This window comes from Pasteurella canis (assembly GCF_020810675.1).
GTDB classification, from domain to species: domain Bacteria; phylum Pseudomonadota; class Gammaproteobacteria; order Enterobacterales; family Pasteurellaceae; genus Pasteurella; species Pasteurella canis.
In genome coordinates this window covers 2149108-2166749 of record NZ_CP085871.1, presented here as the reverse complement: position 1 = coordinate 2166749, position 17642 = coordinate 2149108, and the positions used below count along the sequence as shown (strand labels likewise).

At 35.7% G+C, this 17642-nt stretch carries 18 protein-coding genes; 7 read left to right on the top strand and 11 right to left on the bottom strand.

Annotated features, from left to right (window positions below; genetic code table 11):
• Positions 1-41: 41 nt before the first annotated feature.
• From K7G93_RS10175 to K7G93_RS10165, 3 genes are all read left to right on the top strand, one after another.
• The gene (locus tag K7G93_RS10175; RefSeq protein ID WP_049214640.1) at positions 42-545 is read left to right on the top strand and encodes an LPS-assembly lipoprotein LptE; all 504 of its coding nucleotides are present in this window, start codon (positions 42-44) and stop codon (positions 543-545) included.
• On the top strand, positions 545-1612 hold the full coding sequence (holA, locus tag K7G93_RS10170; protein ID WP_160531116.1) for a DNA polymerase III subunit delta: 1068 nt from the start codon (positions 545-547) through the stop codon (positions 1610-1612). The genes K7G93_RS10175 and holA overlap by 1 nt, the downstream gene beginning before the upstream one ends.
• A gap of 146 nt (positions 1613-1758) precedes the next feature.
• On the top strand, positions 1759-2025 hold the full coding sequence (locus tag K7G93_RS10165; RefSeq protein WP_049214642.1) for a DUF5339 domain-containing protein: 267 nt from the start codon (positions 1759-1761) through the stop codon (positions 2023-2025).
• A gap of 92 nt (positions 2026-2117) precedes the next feature.
• Here the strand turns inward: K7G93_RS10165 and mutT are convergent, their stop codons facing one another.
• From mutT to secM, 3 genes are all read right to left on the bottom strand, one after another.
• Positions 2118-2528, bottom strand: coding sequence for an 8-oxo-dGTP diphosphatase MutT (mutT, locus tag K7G93_RS10160; protein ID WP_115323522.1), 411 nt, complete (start codon positions 2526-2528; stop codon positions 2118-2120).
• Between the two features lie 94 nt (positions 2529-2622).
• Complete coding sequence (gene secA / locus K7G93_RS10155; protein WP_226690359.1) at positions 2623-5316, bottom strand: preprotein translocase subunit SecA; 2694 nt, start codon at positions 5314-5316, stop codon at positions 2623-2625.
• Between the two features lie 90 nt (positions 5317-5406).
• Positions 5407-5718 (bottom strand): secA translation cis-regulator SecM, encoded by a 312-nt coding sequence (gene secM / locus K7G93_RS10150; protein ID WP_223667851.1) that lies wholly within the window; start codon positions 5716-5718, stop codon positions 5407-5409.
• A 92-nt stretch (positions 5719-5810) separates the two neighbouring features.
• Between secM and K7G93_RS10145 the strand changes: the two genes are divergently transcribed.
• Positions 5811-6116, top strand: a complete 306-nt coding sequence (locus K7G93_RS10145; RefSeq protein WP_115323520.1) for a DciA family protein — start codon at positions 5811-5813, stop codon at positions 6114-6116.
• 62 nt (positions 6117-6178) lie between these two features.
• Here K7G93_RS10145 and K7G93_RS10140 read toward each other — a convergent pair whose 3' ends face one another.
• The 8 genes from K7G93_RS10140 to K7G93_RS10105 form a co-directional block, all read right to left on the bottom strand.
• Positions 6179-7072: a Dam family site-specific DNA-(adenine-N6)-methyltransferase gene (locus K7G93_RS10140; RefSeq protein ID WP_049214647.1), complete on the bottom strand. Its 894-nt coding sequence runs from the start codon at positions 7070-7072 to the stop codon at positions 6179-6181.
• A 3-nt stretch (positions 7073-7075) separates the two neighbouring features.
• Positions 7076-8164: a 3-dehydroquinate synthase gene (aroB, locus tag K7G93_RS10135; RefSeq protein WP_226690358.1), complete on the bottom strand. Its 1089-nt coding sequence runs from the start codon at positions 8162-8164 to the stop codon at positions 7076-7078.
• A gap of 15 nt (positions 8165-8179) precedes the next feature.
• Positions 8180-8707: a shikimate kinase AroK gene (aroK, locus tag K7G93_RS10130; RefSeq protein ID WP_046339606.1), complete on the bottom strand. Its 528-nt coding sequence runs from the start codon at positions 8705-8707 to the stop codon at positions 8180-8182.
• A gap of 216 nt (positions 8708-8923) precedes the next feature.
• Positions 8924-10234: a type IV pilus secretin PilQ gene (locus K7G93_RS10125; RefSeq protein ID WP_226690357.1), complete on the bottom strand. Its 1311-nt coding sequence runs from the start codon at positions 10232-10234 to the stop codon at positions 8924-8926.
• A 9-nt stretch (positions 10235-10243) separates the two neighbouring features.
• On the bottom strand, positions 10244-10633 hold the full coding sequence (locus K7G93_RS10120) for a pilus assembly protein PilP (protein ID WP_258691309.1): 390 nt from the start codon (positions 10631-10633) through the stop codon (positions 10244-10246).
• A gap of 5 nt (positions 10634-10638) precedes the next feature.
• Complete coding sequence (locus tag K7G93_RS10115) at positions 10639-11166, bottom strand: hypothetical protein (protein WP_506329720.1); 528 nt, start codon at positions 11164-11166, stop codon at positions 10639-10641.
• A 7-nt stretch (positions 11167-11173) separates the two neighbouring features.
• A complete protein-coding gene (locus K7G93_RS10110) occupies positions 11174-11689 on the bottom strand; it encodes a PilN family protein (RefSeq protein ID WP_226690355.1) in 516 nt (171 codons plus the stop codon).
• A gap of 18 nt (positions 11690-11707) precedes the next feature.
• Positions 11708-12493: a type IV pilus biogenesis protein PilM gene (locus K7G93_RS10105; protein ID WP_226690354.1), complete on the bottom strand. Its 786-nt coding sequence runs from the start codon at positions 12491-12493 to the stop codon at positions 11708-11710.
• A 135-nt stretch (positions 12494-12628) separates the two neighbouring features.
• Here K7G93_RS10105 and K7G93_RS10100 point away from each other — a divergent pair, with 135 nt between their 5' ends.
• From K7G93_RS10100 to gorA, 3 genes are all read left to right on the top strand, one after another.
• Positions 12629-15196 (top strand): penicillin-binding protein 1A, encoded by a 2568-nt coding sequence (locus K7G93_RS10100; RefSeq protein ID WP_226690353.1) that lies wholly within the window; start codon positions 12629-12631, stop codon positions 15194-15196.
• A gap of 69 nt (positions 15197-15265) precedes the next feature.
• Complete coding sequence (locus K7G93_RS10095) at positions 15266-16111, top strand: 23S rRNA (adenine(2030)-N(6))-methyltransferase RlmJ (protein ID WP_160531106.1); 846 nt, start codon at positions 15266-15268, stop codon at positions 16109-16111.
• Between the two features lie 109 nt (positions 16112-16220).
• Positions 16221-17576, top strand: a complete 1356-nt coding sequence (gene gorA / locus K7G93_RS10090) for a glutathione-disulfide reductase (RefSeq protein ID WP_226690352.1) — start codon at positions 16221-16223, stop codon at positions 17574-17576.
• Positions 17577-17642: the final 66 nt, after the last annotated feature.

Below are 17642 nucleotides of genomic sequence, written 5' to 3'. Positions count from 1 at the left end.
AATTTTCCCTCTGCCCTCAGAGGGGAACGAAGGATCTGCCTATGTTGAAACAACTAAAACATCTTTTACTTATAACAAGTGTCTGTCTAATCAGCGCTTGTGGCTTTAAATTCCAAAATGGTGGGCTAATCCCACAAGAATTACAAACACTGACACTAGAAAGTAGTGATCCTTATAGTGAAATGACTATTGTATTAAGAAAGCAATTACAGATGAACAATGTTAACTTGGTTGATTCTCAACAGACAATTCCAGTATTACGCTTAAATAAAATTACAATGGATGATAAAGTCGCATCAATTTTTAAACGTGGTCGCGAAGCAGAAAAAGTCCTGATTTTAGAAGTTGAGGCAATGGTAAAATTACCTAACCATGCATCATTCCCAATTTCGGCAAAAGTGAACCGCACTTTCTTTGATAACTCGCGTGCTGCGTTAGCTAAATCTGCTGAAAAAGAAGTCATTTGGCATGATATGCGCGAACAAGCAGCTCGTCAGTTAATTACAAAAATGGTCGCATTACAACATCAAATCCAAACGAAATAATGAATCGCATTTTCACCGAGCAGCTGGAGGCAACTCTACAGCATAGACTGGCAAAACTCTATTATCTAGTGGGGCAAGATCCTTTATTGCTTAGTGAAAGTCAAGATCTCATTAGTCAGATGGCTTTTAAACAAGGGTTTGATGAGAAAAATATCATTTCTGTAGATAACAATACAGATTGGAATGCTTTATTTGAACGCTGTCAATCCATAGGATTATTTTTTAATAAACAAATTATTTTTCTCAATTTACCAGATAATCTTACTGTAACATTGCAACAGCATTTACAAGAACTGATCTCGCTGCTAAATGAAGATATATTACTTATTTTACAATTAGCTAAGTTAGCAAAAGCAACAGAAAAACAAAAGTGGTTTATACAAAGTATTGATTACGAGCCAAAAGCGGTCTTAGTCAACTGCCAAACACCCAATATTGAACAGCTACCCCGTTGGATCAGTAATCGAGCGAAATCGATGGGACTAACAATTGAAGAACAAGCAACACAGCTACTTTGTTATAGCTACGAAAATAATTTATTAGCTTTAAAACAAAGTCTACAATTACTTGCTTTACTCTATCCTGAGGGTAAATTAACTTACCAACGAGTACAAACAACTGTCGAGCAGTCTTCAGTTTTTACAGTATTTCAATGGGTTGATGCTTTATTGGAAGGTAAACTAAAACGTGCGCAGCGAATTTTGTTTGGATTACAAGCTGAAGATATACAACCTGTTATCTTATTGCGGACTTTACAACGTGACTTAATGACATTATTAGCCTTATCAAAGCCACTACATAAAACACCAATTGATTCAAACCTCCCCATCCAACAATTACGAGAGCGATTTGATCAGTTAAAGGTTTGGCAGAATCGTCGACCGCTATTTAGCCAAGCTTTCCAGCGTTTAACTTATAAACAGCTTTATGTTATTTTCCAACAACTTGCTCAACTTGAATATGCAACAAAAAAAGAATTCAGTCTAGATATTTGGGATAGATTAGCAGAGCTTAGTATTATAATTTGTCAACCAAACAACATCGGATTGTACTCTCAGTCAAGATAATTTCACTCCCTCTCCCTTTCACTTAAGATAAAATTTGAATTAATAAAATTAAAATCAAATTGTTTATTTATTCAGTAGCAAGAGTATAATGAATTGCCTTTTGGCATTTTTTATACAAAGTTAAATTATTTATAAAGGACGAGTTTATGAAAAAATTATTCTCTGTAATCGCTTTATCAAGCTTTGCAATGACTGTTTCTGCTGCTGATTTAGCGCCAGCTTGTGAAAAATATTTCACAGAATATGAAGGTTTCCTTAAAAATGTACCAGCTGAACAAGCGGCTATGGTAAAACAACAATATGATGCAGCAAAACAGCAATTTGCTGCAATGCCAAAAGACATGCAAGAGCAAACTTGTAATCAAGCTATTGAGCAGCTTAAACAAATGAAAGCTGCAATGGGACAAAAATAATTTATCAAAAGAGCTACTGTAATATAGCGTATTCTTTTTTGATAGGATAACTATAAACCCCGCTCTTGGCGGGGTTTATTTTTAGAGACATCTCAATTTTCTATCAGACTTTCAGCTAATAAGCGTTGGATCAGTCTTGCATTAGCAGGAGGAAATTGTCCTGCATCTAATTCACTTTGCGCTACCCAAAAACCCTCTTGTCCTTCACGTCCAAAAGGCTCACCAAACCATTCATCAACCAAATAAAAATAGAAAGAAATAACTTTAGTCGGATATTCAAACTGAAAACGCTCATACAATTCAGCATGCAAAATATGAATACCTATCTCCTCTTCTAATTCTCTCTTTAATGCTTGCTCAGGTGATTCTCCGAGATCAACTTTACCACCTGGAAATTCTAGAGATTGAGCGAAGTCTTGCCCTTCTAAACGCTGAGTCAAATATATTTGACCAAATTCATTGCGAATAATACCTGCCGCCACTTGAACAACTGGTTTCGTCATAGCCAATCCTTAAACTAAAAAGCGCAGCATCATTTGCAAAAAACCTCAAAATCAGACCGCACTTTTCATCTTAATTAACGTTGAAATAATGAAATTAATATTTAGCTTTACTACCGTGACAATGTTTATATTTCTTGCCAGAACCACAAGGGCAAGGCTCATTGCGACCAACTCGGCGCTCACCTACTACTTCACTGCCTTGATTATCTTCAGAATTATAATGCATAGCCGCATTTTCGCGACGAGCAATTTCCTGACGCATACGCTCTGCTTGTTCGACTTCCTCCTGAGTTCTCACTTGAACTCGGCTTAATGTAGTGACAACACTCAATTTAAGAGCATCAAGCATATCTGTAAACATCTGGAAACATTCTTTCTTATATTCTTGTTTTGGATCTTTTTGTGCATAACCACGTAAATGGATACCTCGACGTAAATGATCCATTGAAGAAAGATGCTCTTTCCAAAGTTCATCTAATGTTTGCAGCATAACACCTTTTTCAAAATGTCTCAGCGTTTGCTCACCAACAATAGCTTCTTTTTGCTTATATTCAGCAATCGCCGCATCTAATACACGTTGACGTAATGCATCTTCATCAAAATGATTGTCTTCCTCCAACCATTTGGCTAATGGTAAATCTAGAGCAAAATCTTGTTTCAAGCGTTGCTCTAAGGCGGGAATATCCCACATTTCCTCTAACGATTGTGGTGGAATATACTGATCAATAACTTGATTAAATACATCTTCACGTATCACATCTATCGTTTCTGAGATATTTTCATTATCTAACAAACTATTACGTTGTGCATAAATCGCATGACGTTGATCGTTTGCAACATCATCAAATTCAAGTAAATTCTTACGCCCATCGAAATTATGAGCTTCTACTTTAGCTTGCGCGGAAGCAATTACTTTCGTCAACATTTTTGACTCCATTGCTTCGCCTGCTGTGCTAAATGCTTTACGCATTAAGTTTAATTTACCTTCATTTAAATAAATACGCATTAAGGCATCATCCAGTGATAAATAGAAACGAGATGATCCTGGATCACCTTGACGACCAGAACGACCACGTAACTGATTATCAATACGACGTGATTCATGACGTTCTGTGCCAATGATATGCAAACCACCTGCTTCCTTCACAACATCATGACGTGCTTGCCATGCTGTATAAATAGCATCAATTTGTTCCTGTGTTGGATTATCTAACTTAGCAACTTCCGCTTTCCAGTTACCACCTAAAACAATATCCGTACCTCGCCCTGCCATATTAGTTGCGATTGTCACAGCACCTGGATAACCTGCATTAGCAACAATTTCTGCTTCTTGTGCGTGGAATTTTGCATTTAATACATTATGCTTAATCCCTGCTTTTTTAAGCGCATTAGAGAGTAATTCTGATTTTTCAATAGAAACGGTTCCTACTAAAACAGGTTGATTACGCGCCACACAATCTTTGATATCTTCTATAATCGCATTAAATTTATATTCTTCATTTTCAAACATAATATCAGTGCGATCATCACGAATCATTGGACGATTCGTCGGCACAACAATAGTTTCCAAACCATAAATTTGTTGAAATTCAAAAGCTTCTGTATCTGCTGTTCCTGTCATCCCTGCTAATTTTTCATATAAACGGAAGTAGTTTTGGTAAGTGATTGACGCAACAGTCTGGTTTTCACTTTGAATACGTACACCTTCTTTCGCTTCAATAGCTTGGTGCAGCCCATCAGACCAACGACGTCCAGCCATTGTGCGACCAGTGTGTTCATCAACAATGACAATTTCACCGTCTTTGACAATATAATCAACATCACGCTCAAATAATGTATGAGCGCGTAATGCTGCATAAACATGATGCAGTAAAGAAATTTTAGATGGTGAGTAAAGAGATTCTTCTGCTGACATTAGTCCCTGTGCCGTCAACCACTGCTCGACTTTTTCTTGACCTCGTTCAGTTAAGTGTGCTTGTTTAGTTTTTAGATCTAACGTGAAATCACCATCGCCTTGATATTCTTCACTATCTTCTTTGTCTTGCTTGATTAAGTTTGGAATTAACTTATCTACAGTGATATAAAGCTCTGAACTATCTTCTGCTTGTCCCGAAATAATCAATGGCGTACGTGCTTCATCAATTAAAATAGAATCAACTTCGTCCACTAAAGCATAATGTAAATAGCGCTGGAAACGTTCTTCTGCACTATGGGCTAAATTATCTCGTAAATAGTCAAACCCTAATTCACTATTAGTCGCATAAGTGACATCAGCCGAGTAAGCTTCACGTTTTTGCTCTGGCGATAATCCTGGTACATTGACTCCTACAGTCATTCCTAAAAACTCAAATAGAGGTCGATTAGTTTCAGCATCTCGACGAGCAAGATAATCATTCACTGTCACAACATGAACACCTTTACCAGTTAATGCATTTAAATAACATGGTAATGTTGCTGTTAATGTTTTCCCTTCCCCTGTACGCATTTCAGCAATACAACGATTCGTTAACACCATTCCGCCTAATAATTGCACATCAAAATGACGCATACCTAACACTCGCTTACTGGCTTCACGCACTGTAGCAAAAGCTTCTGGTAAAATTTGCTCTAACGTTTCCCCTTGTTCTAAACGAGTCTTAAACTCTGTTGTTTTTGCTTTCAATTGATCATCATTTAATGCTTCAAACTCAGGTTCTAATTTATTAATCTTAACAACAATTTTATTTAAACGGCGTAAAATACGATCATTACGACTACCAAAAATTTTTGTGAGAACACTTCTAAACATAACTTTTTCTTCTAATTTAAAAATAAACAATAAAAATATTCTGCTTTATTTTATAAATAAAAAACAGAATTCGTAATACAAAAACGAAAGTTAAGAAAAATAAGGCCCTGCTCTAATCGGCGGAACGAAAGAAACAATACCAGTATCCAAGCGTGGCTCACTTTTGAAAAGATAGTATTGTTGGTAAGGAATAGCAGTAGCTTTACGCTGCTGTTGTTGAACTTGCTGAACTAACGCAACAACATGTGATATTTGTTGTTGAATAAAATGTGGATTTTGATAACTAGCATTAGCAACATTGGACTGATTTGTTAGACTCTGAGCTTCAGGTAACGCCAAAATCGCAATCATACTTAATAATAATTGCGACCAAAAATTATGCTTACCTTTTGTTAAAATCATCATCATCCCTATCACTCAAAAATCTCTCGTATTGTAGCGGAAATTAGCTACAATGTCATAGATATTGAGGTGAAAAGTGAGAAAACAAGTCAATGAGATACGAAAAACCAGTTAATGTAGTAGAACTATTAGAAAACTCTAGTTTAGCCAAAATAATGAAAAAAGGATTATTTTTAAACGAGCTAAATTTACACTTACAACAAAGCTTTCCAAAACAATATCAAGGGTTGTACAAAGTTGCTAATTTAGAGCAAGATACACTTTATCTAGAAGTTGCTAATGCGATTGTTCGCCAAGCGCTTTTATTTCAACAAAAGCACTTACTCGCATTAATAAAAACAAATTACCCCGAGGTAAAGCACATCAAATTCTATATTAATCCCAATCTGTCCGTGTGATATAAAATATGTAAAATTCACTAAGCTATTCAGTTTACTCTTGTTTATCTACTCACCCAATTTCATTTCGCATTGAAGACTGCAATTAATTCCGTCACTTTGATTCGTCTGTTTGATTGCTGGCTAATTGACCGTTGTACTTGAATGGCTTTTAGCTTAGCTTTCTGATAAATATCACGTGTAAATGCAGTATCATGATTTGAAATAACAACGGAAATATGGCGTTCTTCTGCAGTATAACTTGCTAAATCAGCTAATACTTTTTGGTGTTGAGCAGAAAATTCATTACCAGCATAGCTGGTAAAATTACTTTCTTGTATTAAAGGAGCATAAGGTGGATCACAATAAATAATAGATTTTTCATCCGCTAAAGAGAAAGTATGTTGAAAATCAGCACAAATAAACTCTGCATGTTGTGCTTTTTGAGCAAAATAACGTAATTCAGCCTCAGGAAAATAATGTCTTTTATAAGAGCCAAATGGCACATTAAATTCATTTTTGGAATTGTAACGGCATAATCCATTAAAGCCGAAACGATTAAGATACAAGAAAATTACTGAACGCTCAAATGTATCTGACGAACGATTAAATTGTTCTCTCTGTGTGTAATAATACTGACTAGTATTCGCTTCTGGATGAAAAAAAATGGCTTTGGCAGCTTCAATATAACGTTCTACATCAGACTTAACAAAATTAAATAAATTAATTAAATCTGGATTAATATCTGCCAAGATATAACGCTCAAAATTTGTATTTAGAAATACTGCGCCAGCACCAACGAAAGGCTCAACTAAACACGTATTCTTTTTAGGTAGAACTTTATTAAGTTCCTCAGTCAAACGGAACTTACCACCGGCCCATTTTAAAAATGGGCGGTATTTTATCATGGGTAATTTAGTCTTTTTTTTGAAGCCTAACTGCTTTGATTTAATAGGCTGTTTTCGACGAGGAGGCATTAATTAATCAACCTGAGTACAAGAACGTATAGCATCTAACACTATTTCTTGATCAGTATTTGTTGCAACATAAGCTTGACCTAATGCTTTGAGTAAAATAAGACGTAATTTTCCAGCTAAGACTTTTTTATCTCGCATCATATGTGGCAAATAATCTTCTGCTTGCATACTATCTGGTGAAACCGTTGGTAAATTCGCTCTTGCAAGTAATTTTTCAAGACGACCAACATCATCATACGTTAAATAGCCTAATTTTTCTGAAAGCACTGCTGCCATCATCATACCAACAGCAATAGCCTCTCCATGTAGCCAATTCCCATAACCTAAGTGGGTTTCAATCGCATGACCAAAAGTATGCCCTAAATTCAATAATGCTCTATCACCTTGCTCTATTTCATCGTTTGCAACAACATCTGCTTTAATTTGACAACAGCGTGAAATACATTGCTGTAAATAGACTTGCTCTAGAGCAACAAGATTATCGATATGTTGCTCTAACCAACTAAAAAAATCTTTATCAAGAATAGCTCCATATTTAATTACCTCAGCCAATCCTGCATTTACTTCACGTTTAGGTAAACTCTTTAAAGTTAAAGTATCAATAATTACGCAACAAGGCTGGTAAAAAGCACCAATCATATTTTTACCTAACTCATGATTTACAGCTGTTTTCCCTCCCACCGATGAGTCAACTTGTGCTAACAATGTTGTTGGGATTTGAATGAAGCGAATACCTCGTTGATAGCTGGCTGCAGCATAACCTGCTATATCACCGATAACCCCACCACCTAAGGCAATAATCGTAGTATCTCTCCCATGATTAGTTTGTAAAAGTGCGGTAAAAATCAAGTCCAATGATGCCAAAGTCTTGTACTTTTCTCCATCAGGCAATAATACATGTTCAACCAAGCATCCTTTTCTTTCTAAGGTATCTGTTACTGGGGTAAGATAGTATTGTGCAACTGTTGGATTAGTAACGATCATGACTTTATCACCCGATTTCAATGGATAACAATTTTCATCAGATAATAAACCTGCTCCAATATATATCGGATAACGGCGTTCTTTTAACTCAACATTTACACACTGCATGATTTATCCTATTTTTCAGCCATTAAGATTATCAATTAAATCCATAATTTGTGTTGCCATTACTTTTGCACTTTGTTCATCTGTTGGCAAAGTAATATCCGCAATTTCTTCATATAAAGGATTACGAATTTTCGCTAAATCTTCCAATACTTGGCGAGGATCATCTACTTCTTGTAGTAATGGGCGCTTTTTATCACGCTGTGTTCTTTGATATTGCTTTTCAACTGTCGTTTCTAAGTAAATCACGATTCCACGTGCCGATAAATGATTACGATTTTCTTTTGATAATACTGCACCACCACCTGTTGAAAGTACAATACCTTGTCTTTGTGTTAGCTCATTAATAATGCGCTCTTCACGCTTACGAAAACCAGCCTCACCTTCAACATCAAAAATCCAGCTTATATCTGCACCAGCACGTTGCTCAATTTCACCGTCAGAATCGACAAAATCCATATTTAATAGCTGTGCCAATTGACGACCAATTGTGCTTTTTCCAGCCCCCATTGGACCTATTAAGAAAATATTACGCTTTTCTGCCATCTCTAATTTTTCTTCTTGTTCATTAATATATTGATAATCATGATCTTTTGTAAAATAGAGAAGCGACCTGAATCGGTCGCAAAAAGATCACCCAAAAAATAATTGCGATTATCGCAATAAATCACCCTATTTTTCAACCTTAACAGGCGATTTATTTGTGATATTTACTCAGTGGGAACGAAAGCGAGCGCTATTTTAAGAGCTTATACTAAGGCACTACTGCTCTGATTTTGCGACTATTTCATTCTGCTTTAAAATATGTGGCGTCACAAAAATAACGAGCTCCCGCTTTTGATGACGTTCACTTTCTTTACTAAATAGATGTTTTAATACAGGTAAATCACCAAGCAGAGGCACTTTGTCTACGCCTTTCATTATCGTATCATGAAATACTCCCCCTAAAACAATAGTTTCACCATCCTTTGCAAAAACTTGAGTATTAATTTCTTGCTTATCTATTGAAATACTTTCGCCTTTATCATAAGTCACTCTCGGTCCTAATGAGTTTTGACTAACCGCCATATCTAATAAAATAGTATTATCTTTTGAGATTTGTGGTGTAACATCTAAACCTAGTACTGCTTCACGAAATTCAATAGATTGTGTATCATTTTTACCATTTGTCACAATATAAGGTATTTCTGTTCCCTGCTTAATACTGGCACTTTTCTTATTCGTCGTTAACAAACGTGGGCTAGCAATAATTTCAACATTATTCTCTCGTTCAAGTGCAGTTAATTCCAAATCTAATAAGCGACCATTAATTTTTGCTAGTTGTAATGCAATGCTTCCTGCAGGTGTTACATTAGTTGCAAAATTAACATTGAGATGATCTTGAATATTCAAAAAGCCATTACTTTCTAAACTACCTGATAAAGTATGTTTATGAGAAGTAGGATCAAACATTCCCCATCTAACGCCCAGCTCTTTTAGGCTTTCATCGGTCATAGTGACAATTCGCGCTTCAATCACGATTTGTTCAACAGGTTTATCCATTTCTGATACTAATTTTTTAATATTTCGGACTGATTCAGCTTGATCTTGAATTAACAATAAATTACTGCGTATATCTACACTAATACGCCCATCTACCGATAATAAAGAGCCATTACCAGTAGTCAATGATTTCATCACATCTTCTGCTTTAGCAAATTGTAATTTTATTGAGTCTGTTACTAAATTAGGACTTAGCTGACTACTTTCACTCTTTATTTTGTCCGCTTTAAAACCTTTACTCAAATAATACAATTGACCTTCTTTGTGTAGCTCTAATTGTTTAATCTTAGCTACGGCATATAACAATTTCTCAAAACTAGTTTGCTCTAATTGCAGTGATAACGTACCATCTAATTCATTATCAATGACTAAACTTTTGTTTTGTTGTAACGCTAATTGTTGCAAAATTTCAACTAGTGGCGCTTGCTTTAAGCGAATAGAAAACGTCTCACTAGATTGCGCTAGCACACAACAAACAAAACTAAGCCATAATAGACCGCACTTAATACAATAGTTAACCCCTTTTTGCATACCTTCATCCTAAAGTTTAATAAATAATGTGCTATTTTCCGTACAATTTTGTTTATTTTTCCAATAAGCTAAGGTAATACCTTGCTTACTAATTTGTTGAATACGGAAGCCTTCTGCTGTTAACAATTGATTAAGAGAGGCACTCTGAATCTGCTTGTCTTCATTCATAAAAAATGCTAACCATTCTGTTTGTTGCTGTAATACACCAATTAATTTCAGCTCATTTAAATCATTCATTGGAAAAAGTGCTGACTCTAAAGCATGGCAAGATGTCAAGAACATTATTTTTTCGTTTTTCATTACAGCATTTGATTGGGTTTGTCGTTGAGTTCGATCAAAGGGATCTGCTTGTACACTCAGTGTTAAACTAAATAAAATAAGTGCGGTCAATTTTTGCATTAGTTTCACTCCTCTATTGGTTGCAGCTGCAACAAAATATCTACCTGTACTGATACACCCTCTATATTTGCTATTTTCAATAATTGCAATTTACTAAGCTTTAATTGTGGATACTGAGTTAAAAGTGTCGTTAAAAAGTTATGAAAATCAGCAAAATAGCTTTGAAATTGTAAATTCAGTAGTGGAAAAAAGTGAAATGTCCATTCAGTAGACTGTAATACTATTTTGTGTGAATGCTGATGAATGTATTGATTGATTTTTGTCATCTGACTCGTTAAAGTTGGGGTCAAAGCAGACTGTGTTATATGTTGTTTTAAACGATCGAAAATCTGTTGATTATGCTGTAAGTCCTGTTTCTCATAGACTAGCATCTCTTCAATTTGTCTTATTTGTTGGTATTGCTGAATCATTTGAAAAATTGTGTATGACCATCCCAAACTCATTACTATGACAAATAAAATTATTCTTTGTATAAAAGGTAAATTTGATAACTTACTAAGTAAGGAATCTGGATTCTTGAGATAACTTAGCATCGATAATTCACCCCATTGCTAATTGCAACTCAAATTGAAAAGAAATATGCTGTAGTTCTAATTGAAAATGCGTTAATTTGATTTCTTGAAATAATATATTAGAAGTAAGAAACTGATTTAATTCTTCAAATTCTGTTTGTGTCTCCACATATCCCTTCAAAATGACTAACCCAGAATCCCAACTAAGCTCCTCTAACTCACCTCGTTGTAAAGGTAATGTGGTTATACTGTCCAAAAGGATATTCAATGTTTTTGTAGATAATAAAAACATTTTTTCTTGTACAAGATAATTCTTTCTTAATTCGGAAACTTGGTGGTTAACTTGCTGTAAATTAGAAGTAATTTGCTGTCGATTTGTCTGTTTTAATATTTTTTGCTGAGTCAGGGACTCAGAGAATACCAGTAACACAAAATTACCCACAATGAAGCAAACTAACGCGATACAGCACTGAATAGTAAAAAGAATTAAACGCTGCCGACGTTGTTTCTGCCGCCAAGGCAATAAGTTCAAATGATATGTCACTTTTGTATCTCGATAAGCTTATTTATCATCGCCAAGCTCATTTGATAATCTTTTTCGCCATAATGCACTACCTAAAGCAATGATTGGTAAAGTTGTGTGTAACTCAGTCCAGTCTGGCGGTAAAACATCTTGCGCGTGTATACGGTAAACAATAACTTGCTTAGGTTGATGTTCATAACGTTGACAAAATTGAGTATAAAGTGCAGTCAAATCTGAATGCGTTTTTTGTAAGACGAGTAATTGATATCGTTGTTCTTCAAGTGCGATACAACTTTGTTCATCTTGATATAAAAACAATGTATTTATACTTTGCACTGTAGGCATAAGAAATTGGAAAGCACGTAAAATGCTATGTGCTAAATTGTCTAATACATCAATATTTAATACAGATAATTCTGTTAAATATTGTTGTGCAATCGACTTTTGAACAGCAAAAAGCGTAAGCTGGAAACCTTGTTGTACCATATCTGCATAATAATCAAACCAAAGATTAGATAGAGGGATAGATAATTCTTGTTCTAGGAGAAATTGACATTGCTGCTCACATTCTTGTTCATTTAATTGTTGAGGCAGCAATATACTTTTAGTCCAAATTTGATGAGGTGAAATTGCAGTAATAAAAGATAAGTGTATTTTTTGTTTGCTTGCTAAACAAATGAGGATCTTATTTTTAGCTTCTGCTAACATCTCTATTGTTGTACAGAATTTCTGCGGTTTATGTTCCATATCTAACCAAACAAATTCAATATTTTGTCCTCGTCGCCACACACCTACTTGAATTAAAGTCATCGAAAGTTGCCACATTTGATGTCTCCTATTTACTGATTATTTACATTTCTGCTGAACTTTTAGCTTTGGATTTAGTCTTGTTATCTTTATACTGTGAATAATTTTTTGAGTTTTTTAATAAACAAGCATTAACCAAGAGAGAATTTTTCGATGCGGATCGCAAAATTAATATTAAGTACCCTATTAACATTAATTGTATTGGGTTGTGTCGCGGTAGGTGCGGTATATATCTATTTGAAAGCAGATTTACCTGATGTAGAAAGCCTTAAAACGGTTGAGTTACAACAACCTATGCAAATTTATACAGCTGATGGCAAACTTATTGGTGAGGTTGGGGAGCAGCGCCGAATTCCTGTGCCATTAGAACAAATTCCACAACCTCTTATCAATGCTGTTCTCGCAACGGAAGACAGTCGTTTCTATGAGCATCATGGACTAGATCCTATTGGTATTGCTCGTGCTATTACAGTGGCAATTACTAAAGGTGGTGCATCTCAAGGGGCAAGTACAATTACACAGCAATTAGCACGTAATTTCTTCTTAACACCTGAAAAATCGATTGAACGTAAAGCAAAAGAAGCTGTTTTAGCCATTGATATTGAAAATACATTAACTAAAAACGAAATTTTAGAATTGTATTTAAATAAAATTTATTTAGGTTACCGTTCTTATGGTGTTGCTGCTGCTGCAAAAACTTATTTTGGTAAAGAATTAGAGCAATTGACATTATCTGAAATGGCTGTAATTGCTGGTTTACCTAAAGCTCCTTCTACAATGAATCCAATTTATTCATTAAAACGAGCCACAGAAAGACGTAATATTGTGTTAGGACGTATGCTGACGACAAAATACATTACACAAGAAGAATATGATTCAGCAATTAAAGAACCTATCGTAGCTAGCTATCATGGTGCACAAATTGATTTCCGTGCTGATTACGTCACTGAAATGGCTCGCCAAGAAATGGTAAGACGCTTTGGTGAAGAAAAAGCCTATACGAGTGGTTTTAAAGTTTATACGACTGTGTTATCGAAAGATCAAGCTGAAGCACAAAAAGCACTACGTAATAATCTGATTGATTATGATATGCGCCATGGTTACCGTGGAGGTGCGCCACTCTGGCAAAAAGAGGAAACACCTTGGGAGATAGATCGTATTATTGGTTTCTTAAAAAAACTCCCCAATTCTGAACCGCTCTTACCTGCAGCAGTACTGGCTACAAATAAAACTGGCGCTGAATTACTATTATCATCAGGCGAAAAAATGACCTTGTCAAATAATGCAATGCGTTGGGCAGGGAAAAAAACACCTAAAGTAGGTGATCAAATTTGGATTCGCCAACGTGACAATGGCGAATGGATTTTAGCGCAGCTACCAGAAGTCAATTCTGCTTTAGTCTCATTAAATAGTGATAATGGTGCTATTGAAGCTTTAGTTGGGGGGTTTAGCTTTGAACAAAGTAAATTTAATCGTGCAACACAATCTTTAGTACAAGTTGGTTCTTCAATTAAGCCTTTCATTTATGCTGCTGCACTAGAAAAAGGGCTTACTTTATCTAGTGTGTTACAAGACTCTCCTTTGGTTTTAAAAAAAGCGGGACAAAAACCGTGGGCTCCTAAAAACTCACCAAACCGTTTTGATGGCCCAATGCGTTTGCGAGTAGGTCTAGGCTTATCCAAAAATATGATTGCTATTCGAGCAATGCAAATGGCTGGTGTGGAATTTACCGCTGAGTTTTTACAACGTTTTGGTTTTAAAAAAGAACAATTTTTTGCTAGTGAAGCATTAGCATTAGGTGCTGCATCATTCACACCATTAGAAATGGCTCGAGGTTACGCTGTATTTGATAATGGTGGTTTTTTAATTGAACCTTTTATTATCAACCGTATTTTAGATAACACAGGTAAAGAAGTTTTCCTTGCTAATCCCAAAATTGCTTGTATTACTTGTCATGATATTCCAGTGTTATATGGTGAGACAGAAAAACTAGATGCATTTAAAAATTATGATTTAAGTCTAACTGAAAATCTCAATATTGATGTATCTGATGAAGGCAGTGATGAATTAGGTGATATTATCCCTGATATCCCAGATCTAGAACCGATCAATACTAACCCAATTGATGAAAGTCATTTACATTTCATGGCTGCTGCAAAAACAGATAACTCAGAAACACAGTATGCACCACGAGTTATCAGTGGTGAGCTGGCCTTTTTAGTCCGAAGCGCATTAACATCAGCAATTTATGGTGAAGCAGGTAAAAGCTGGGTTGGAACAAGTTGGCGCTTATCAAAAGCATTCAAACGTCAGGATATTGGCGGTAAAACAGGAACAACAAATAACTCTAAAGTCGCTTGGTATGCTGGATTTGGTGCTCATTTAACGACGGCTGTTTACGTGGGGTTTGATGATAATAAACGCAATTTAGGTCGTGGAGAAGCTGGAGCCAAAACCGCAATGCCAGCTTGGCAAGCTTATATGTTAACTAGTTTAGCTGACATTCCTGAACGTAAATTAGCTCCACCACCTAATATTGTAGAAAAACGTATTGATACAGGATCTGGTTTATTAACAAACAGTGGCGGACGAATAGAATATTTTATCAATGGTACTGAGCCTAAACGTACTTATGTTGAAGAACAAGGCTATTATATACCATCTGACTTTACTAACCCTGATAGTAATTCATCAGTAGACGACCGAGAAGAACTCTTCTAAAATCCACCGCACTTTTGATCATAAAAGTGCGGTCTCTTTTTTATAATTTCTATTTTAAAGGCAATATTTATGCTTAGTTATCGTCACAGTTTTCATGCAGGTAATCATGCCGATGTGTTAAAACATATCGTATTAATGCTTATTATTGAAAACTTTCAATTAAAAGAAAAAGGCTTCTATTATTTAGACACACATGCAGGTGTGGGACGTTATCGCTTATTTAGCGAAGAAGCAGAAAAAACAGCAGAGTTTGAAGAGGGTATTGGACGTCTCTGGCAACGTGATGATTTCCCCGAAGAAATTACACGTTATATTCAATTAATAAAAAAATTCAATTATGGTGGTAAAGAATTACGTTATTACGCAGGCTCGCCGTTAATTGCTGCAACAATGTTGCGTCCACAAGATCGTGCTTTGTTGACTGAACTCCACCCAAGTGATTTCCCATTGCTACGTAACAATTTCAAAGAATTTAAAAATGTAACAAGTAAGAGAGAAAATGGTTTCCAACAATTAAAAGCAACCTTACCCCCCAAAGAACGGCGTGGACTTATCTTAATTGATCCACCTTACGAATTAAAAGAAGATTATGATTTAGTTGTACAAGCAGTAGAAGATGGCTATAAACGTTTTGCTACGGGTACTTACGCCATTTGGTATCCTGTTGTATTGCGCCAACAAATTAAACGGATGCTACGTCACTTTGAAAACACAGGAATTCGTAAAATCTTACAAATTGAATTAGCTGTACGTCCAGATAGTGAACAACGTGGGATGACTGCCAGTGGTATGATTGTCATTAACCCTCCTTGGACACTTGAGCAACAGATGAAAAAAATTCTGCCTTATTTAACCCAAACCTTAGTTCCAGAAGGAACGGGAAATTGGTCAGTTAAATGGGTAGTACCTGAATAATCTATTACTCATTAAACTGAGTTATGATATCGTTTTGCTTTATGTTTATTTATTCGGCAAAATAACGACAAATTTATTGTAATTATGTGTATCTAAAAGGAATACAACAATGACAAAACATTATGATTATATTGCTATCGGTGGTGGTAGCGGTGGCATTGCCTCAATTAATCGTGCTGCAAGCTACGGTAAGAAATGTGCTATCATCGAAGCCAAACATTTAGGTGGTACTTGCGTTAATGTAGGCTGTGTGCCCAAAAAAGTCATGTGGTATGGCGCACAAATAGCTGAGGCAATTCATCTTTATGCTCCAGATTATGGTTTTGAAGTGAATGTGAGCCAGTTTGACTTTTCTAAATTGGTCGAAAATCGACAAGCTTATATCAGTCGCATTCATACTTCCTACAATAACGTTTTAGCCAAAAATAATGTTGATGTTATTCAAGGATTCGCTAAATTTGTTAATACGAATACTGTCGAAGTAAATGGCGAACACATTACAGCAGACCATATTTTAATTGCAACAGGCGGACGCCCAAGCCGTCCAAATATTATAGGTGCAGAATATGGTATTGACTCTGACGGCGTCTTTGAACTCACACAATTACCAAAACGTGTAGCTGTTATTGGTGCAGGTTATATTGCCGTTGAACTTGCTGGCGTCATGAATAGTTTCGGTGTTGAAACTCATTTGTTTGTTCGTCAACATGCACCGTTACGCAATTTTGATCCATTAATTGTAGAGACATTATTAGACGTTATGTCGCAAGATGGTATCCATTTGCATACTCATGCTATTCCAAAACAAGTGACAAAAAATGCTGATGGCTCATTAAGTTTACAGCTTGAAGACGGACGTACACAAGAAGTCGATTGCTTAATTTGGGCGATTGGTCGCCATCCTGCTACAGATACCATCAATTTAGCAGCTACAGGTGTAAAAACGAACGAGCGTGGATTTATCAAAGTAGATAAATATCAAAATACAAATATAAAAGGTATTTATTCTGTAGGTGATATTATTGAAGGCGGTATTGAGTTAACTCCAGTTGCAGTTGCTGCTGGTCGTCGTTTATCAGAGCGCCTATTTAATAATAAACCAAATGAACATTTAGACTATAATTTAGTCCCAACAGTTGTCTTTAGCCATCCACCAATTGGTACAATAGGACTCACAGAACCACAAGCGATCGAACAATATGGTGCAGAAAATGTGAAAGTATATAAATCTGCTTTCACACCGATGTATAGTGCTGTGACACAACATCGCCAACCTTGTAAAATGAAGCTAGTTTGTACAGGTAAAGAAGAGAAAATCGTTGGTTTACATGGGATTGGTTTTGGGGTAGATGAAATGATTCAGGGCTTTGCTGTGGCAATTAAAATGGGTGCAACTAAAGCAGATTTTGATAACACAGTAGCTATTCATCCAACAGGATCAGAAGAATTTGTGACGATGCGTTAACCTAAAGTAGGACTCCAATTTAAAGGCGATATAAAGAAATAAAATATCGCCTTTTTTGATCAAATT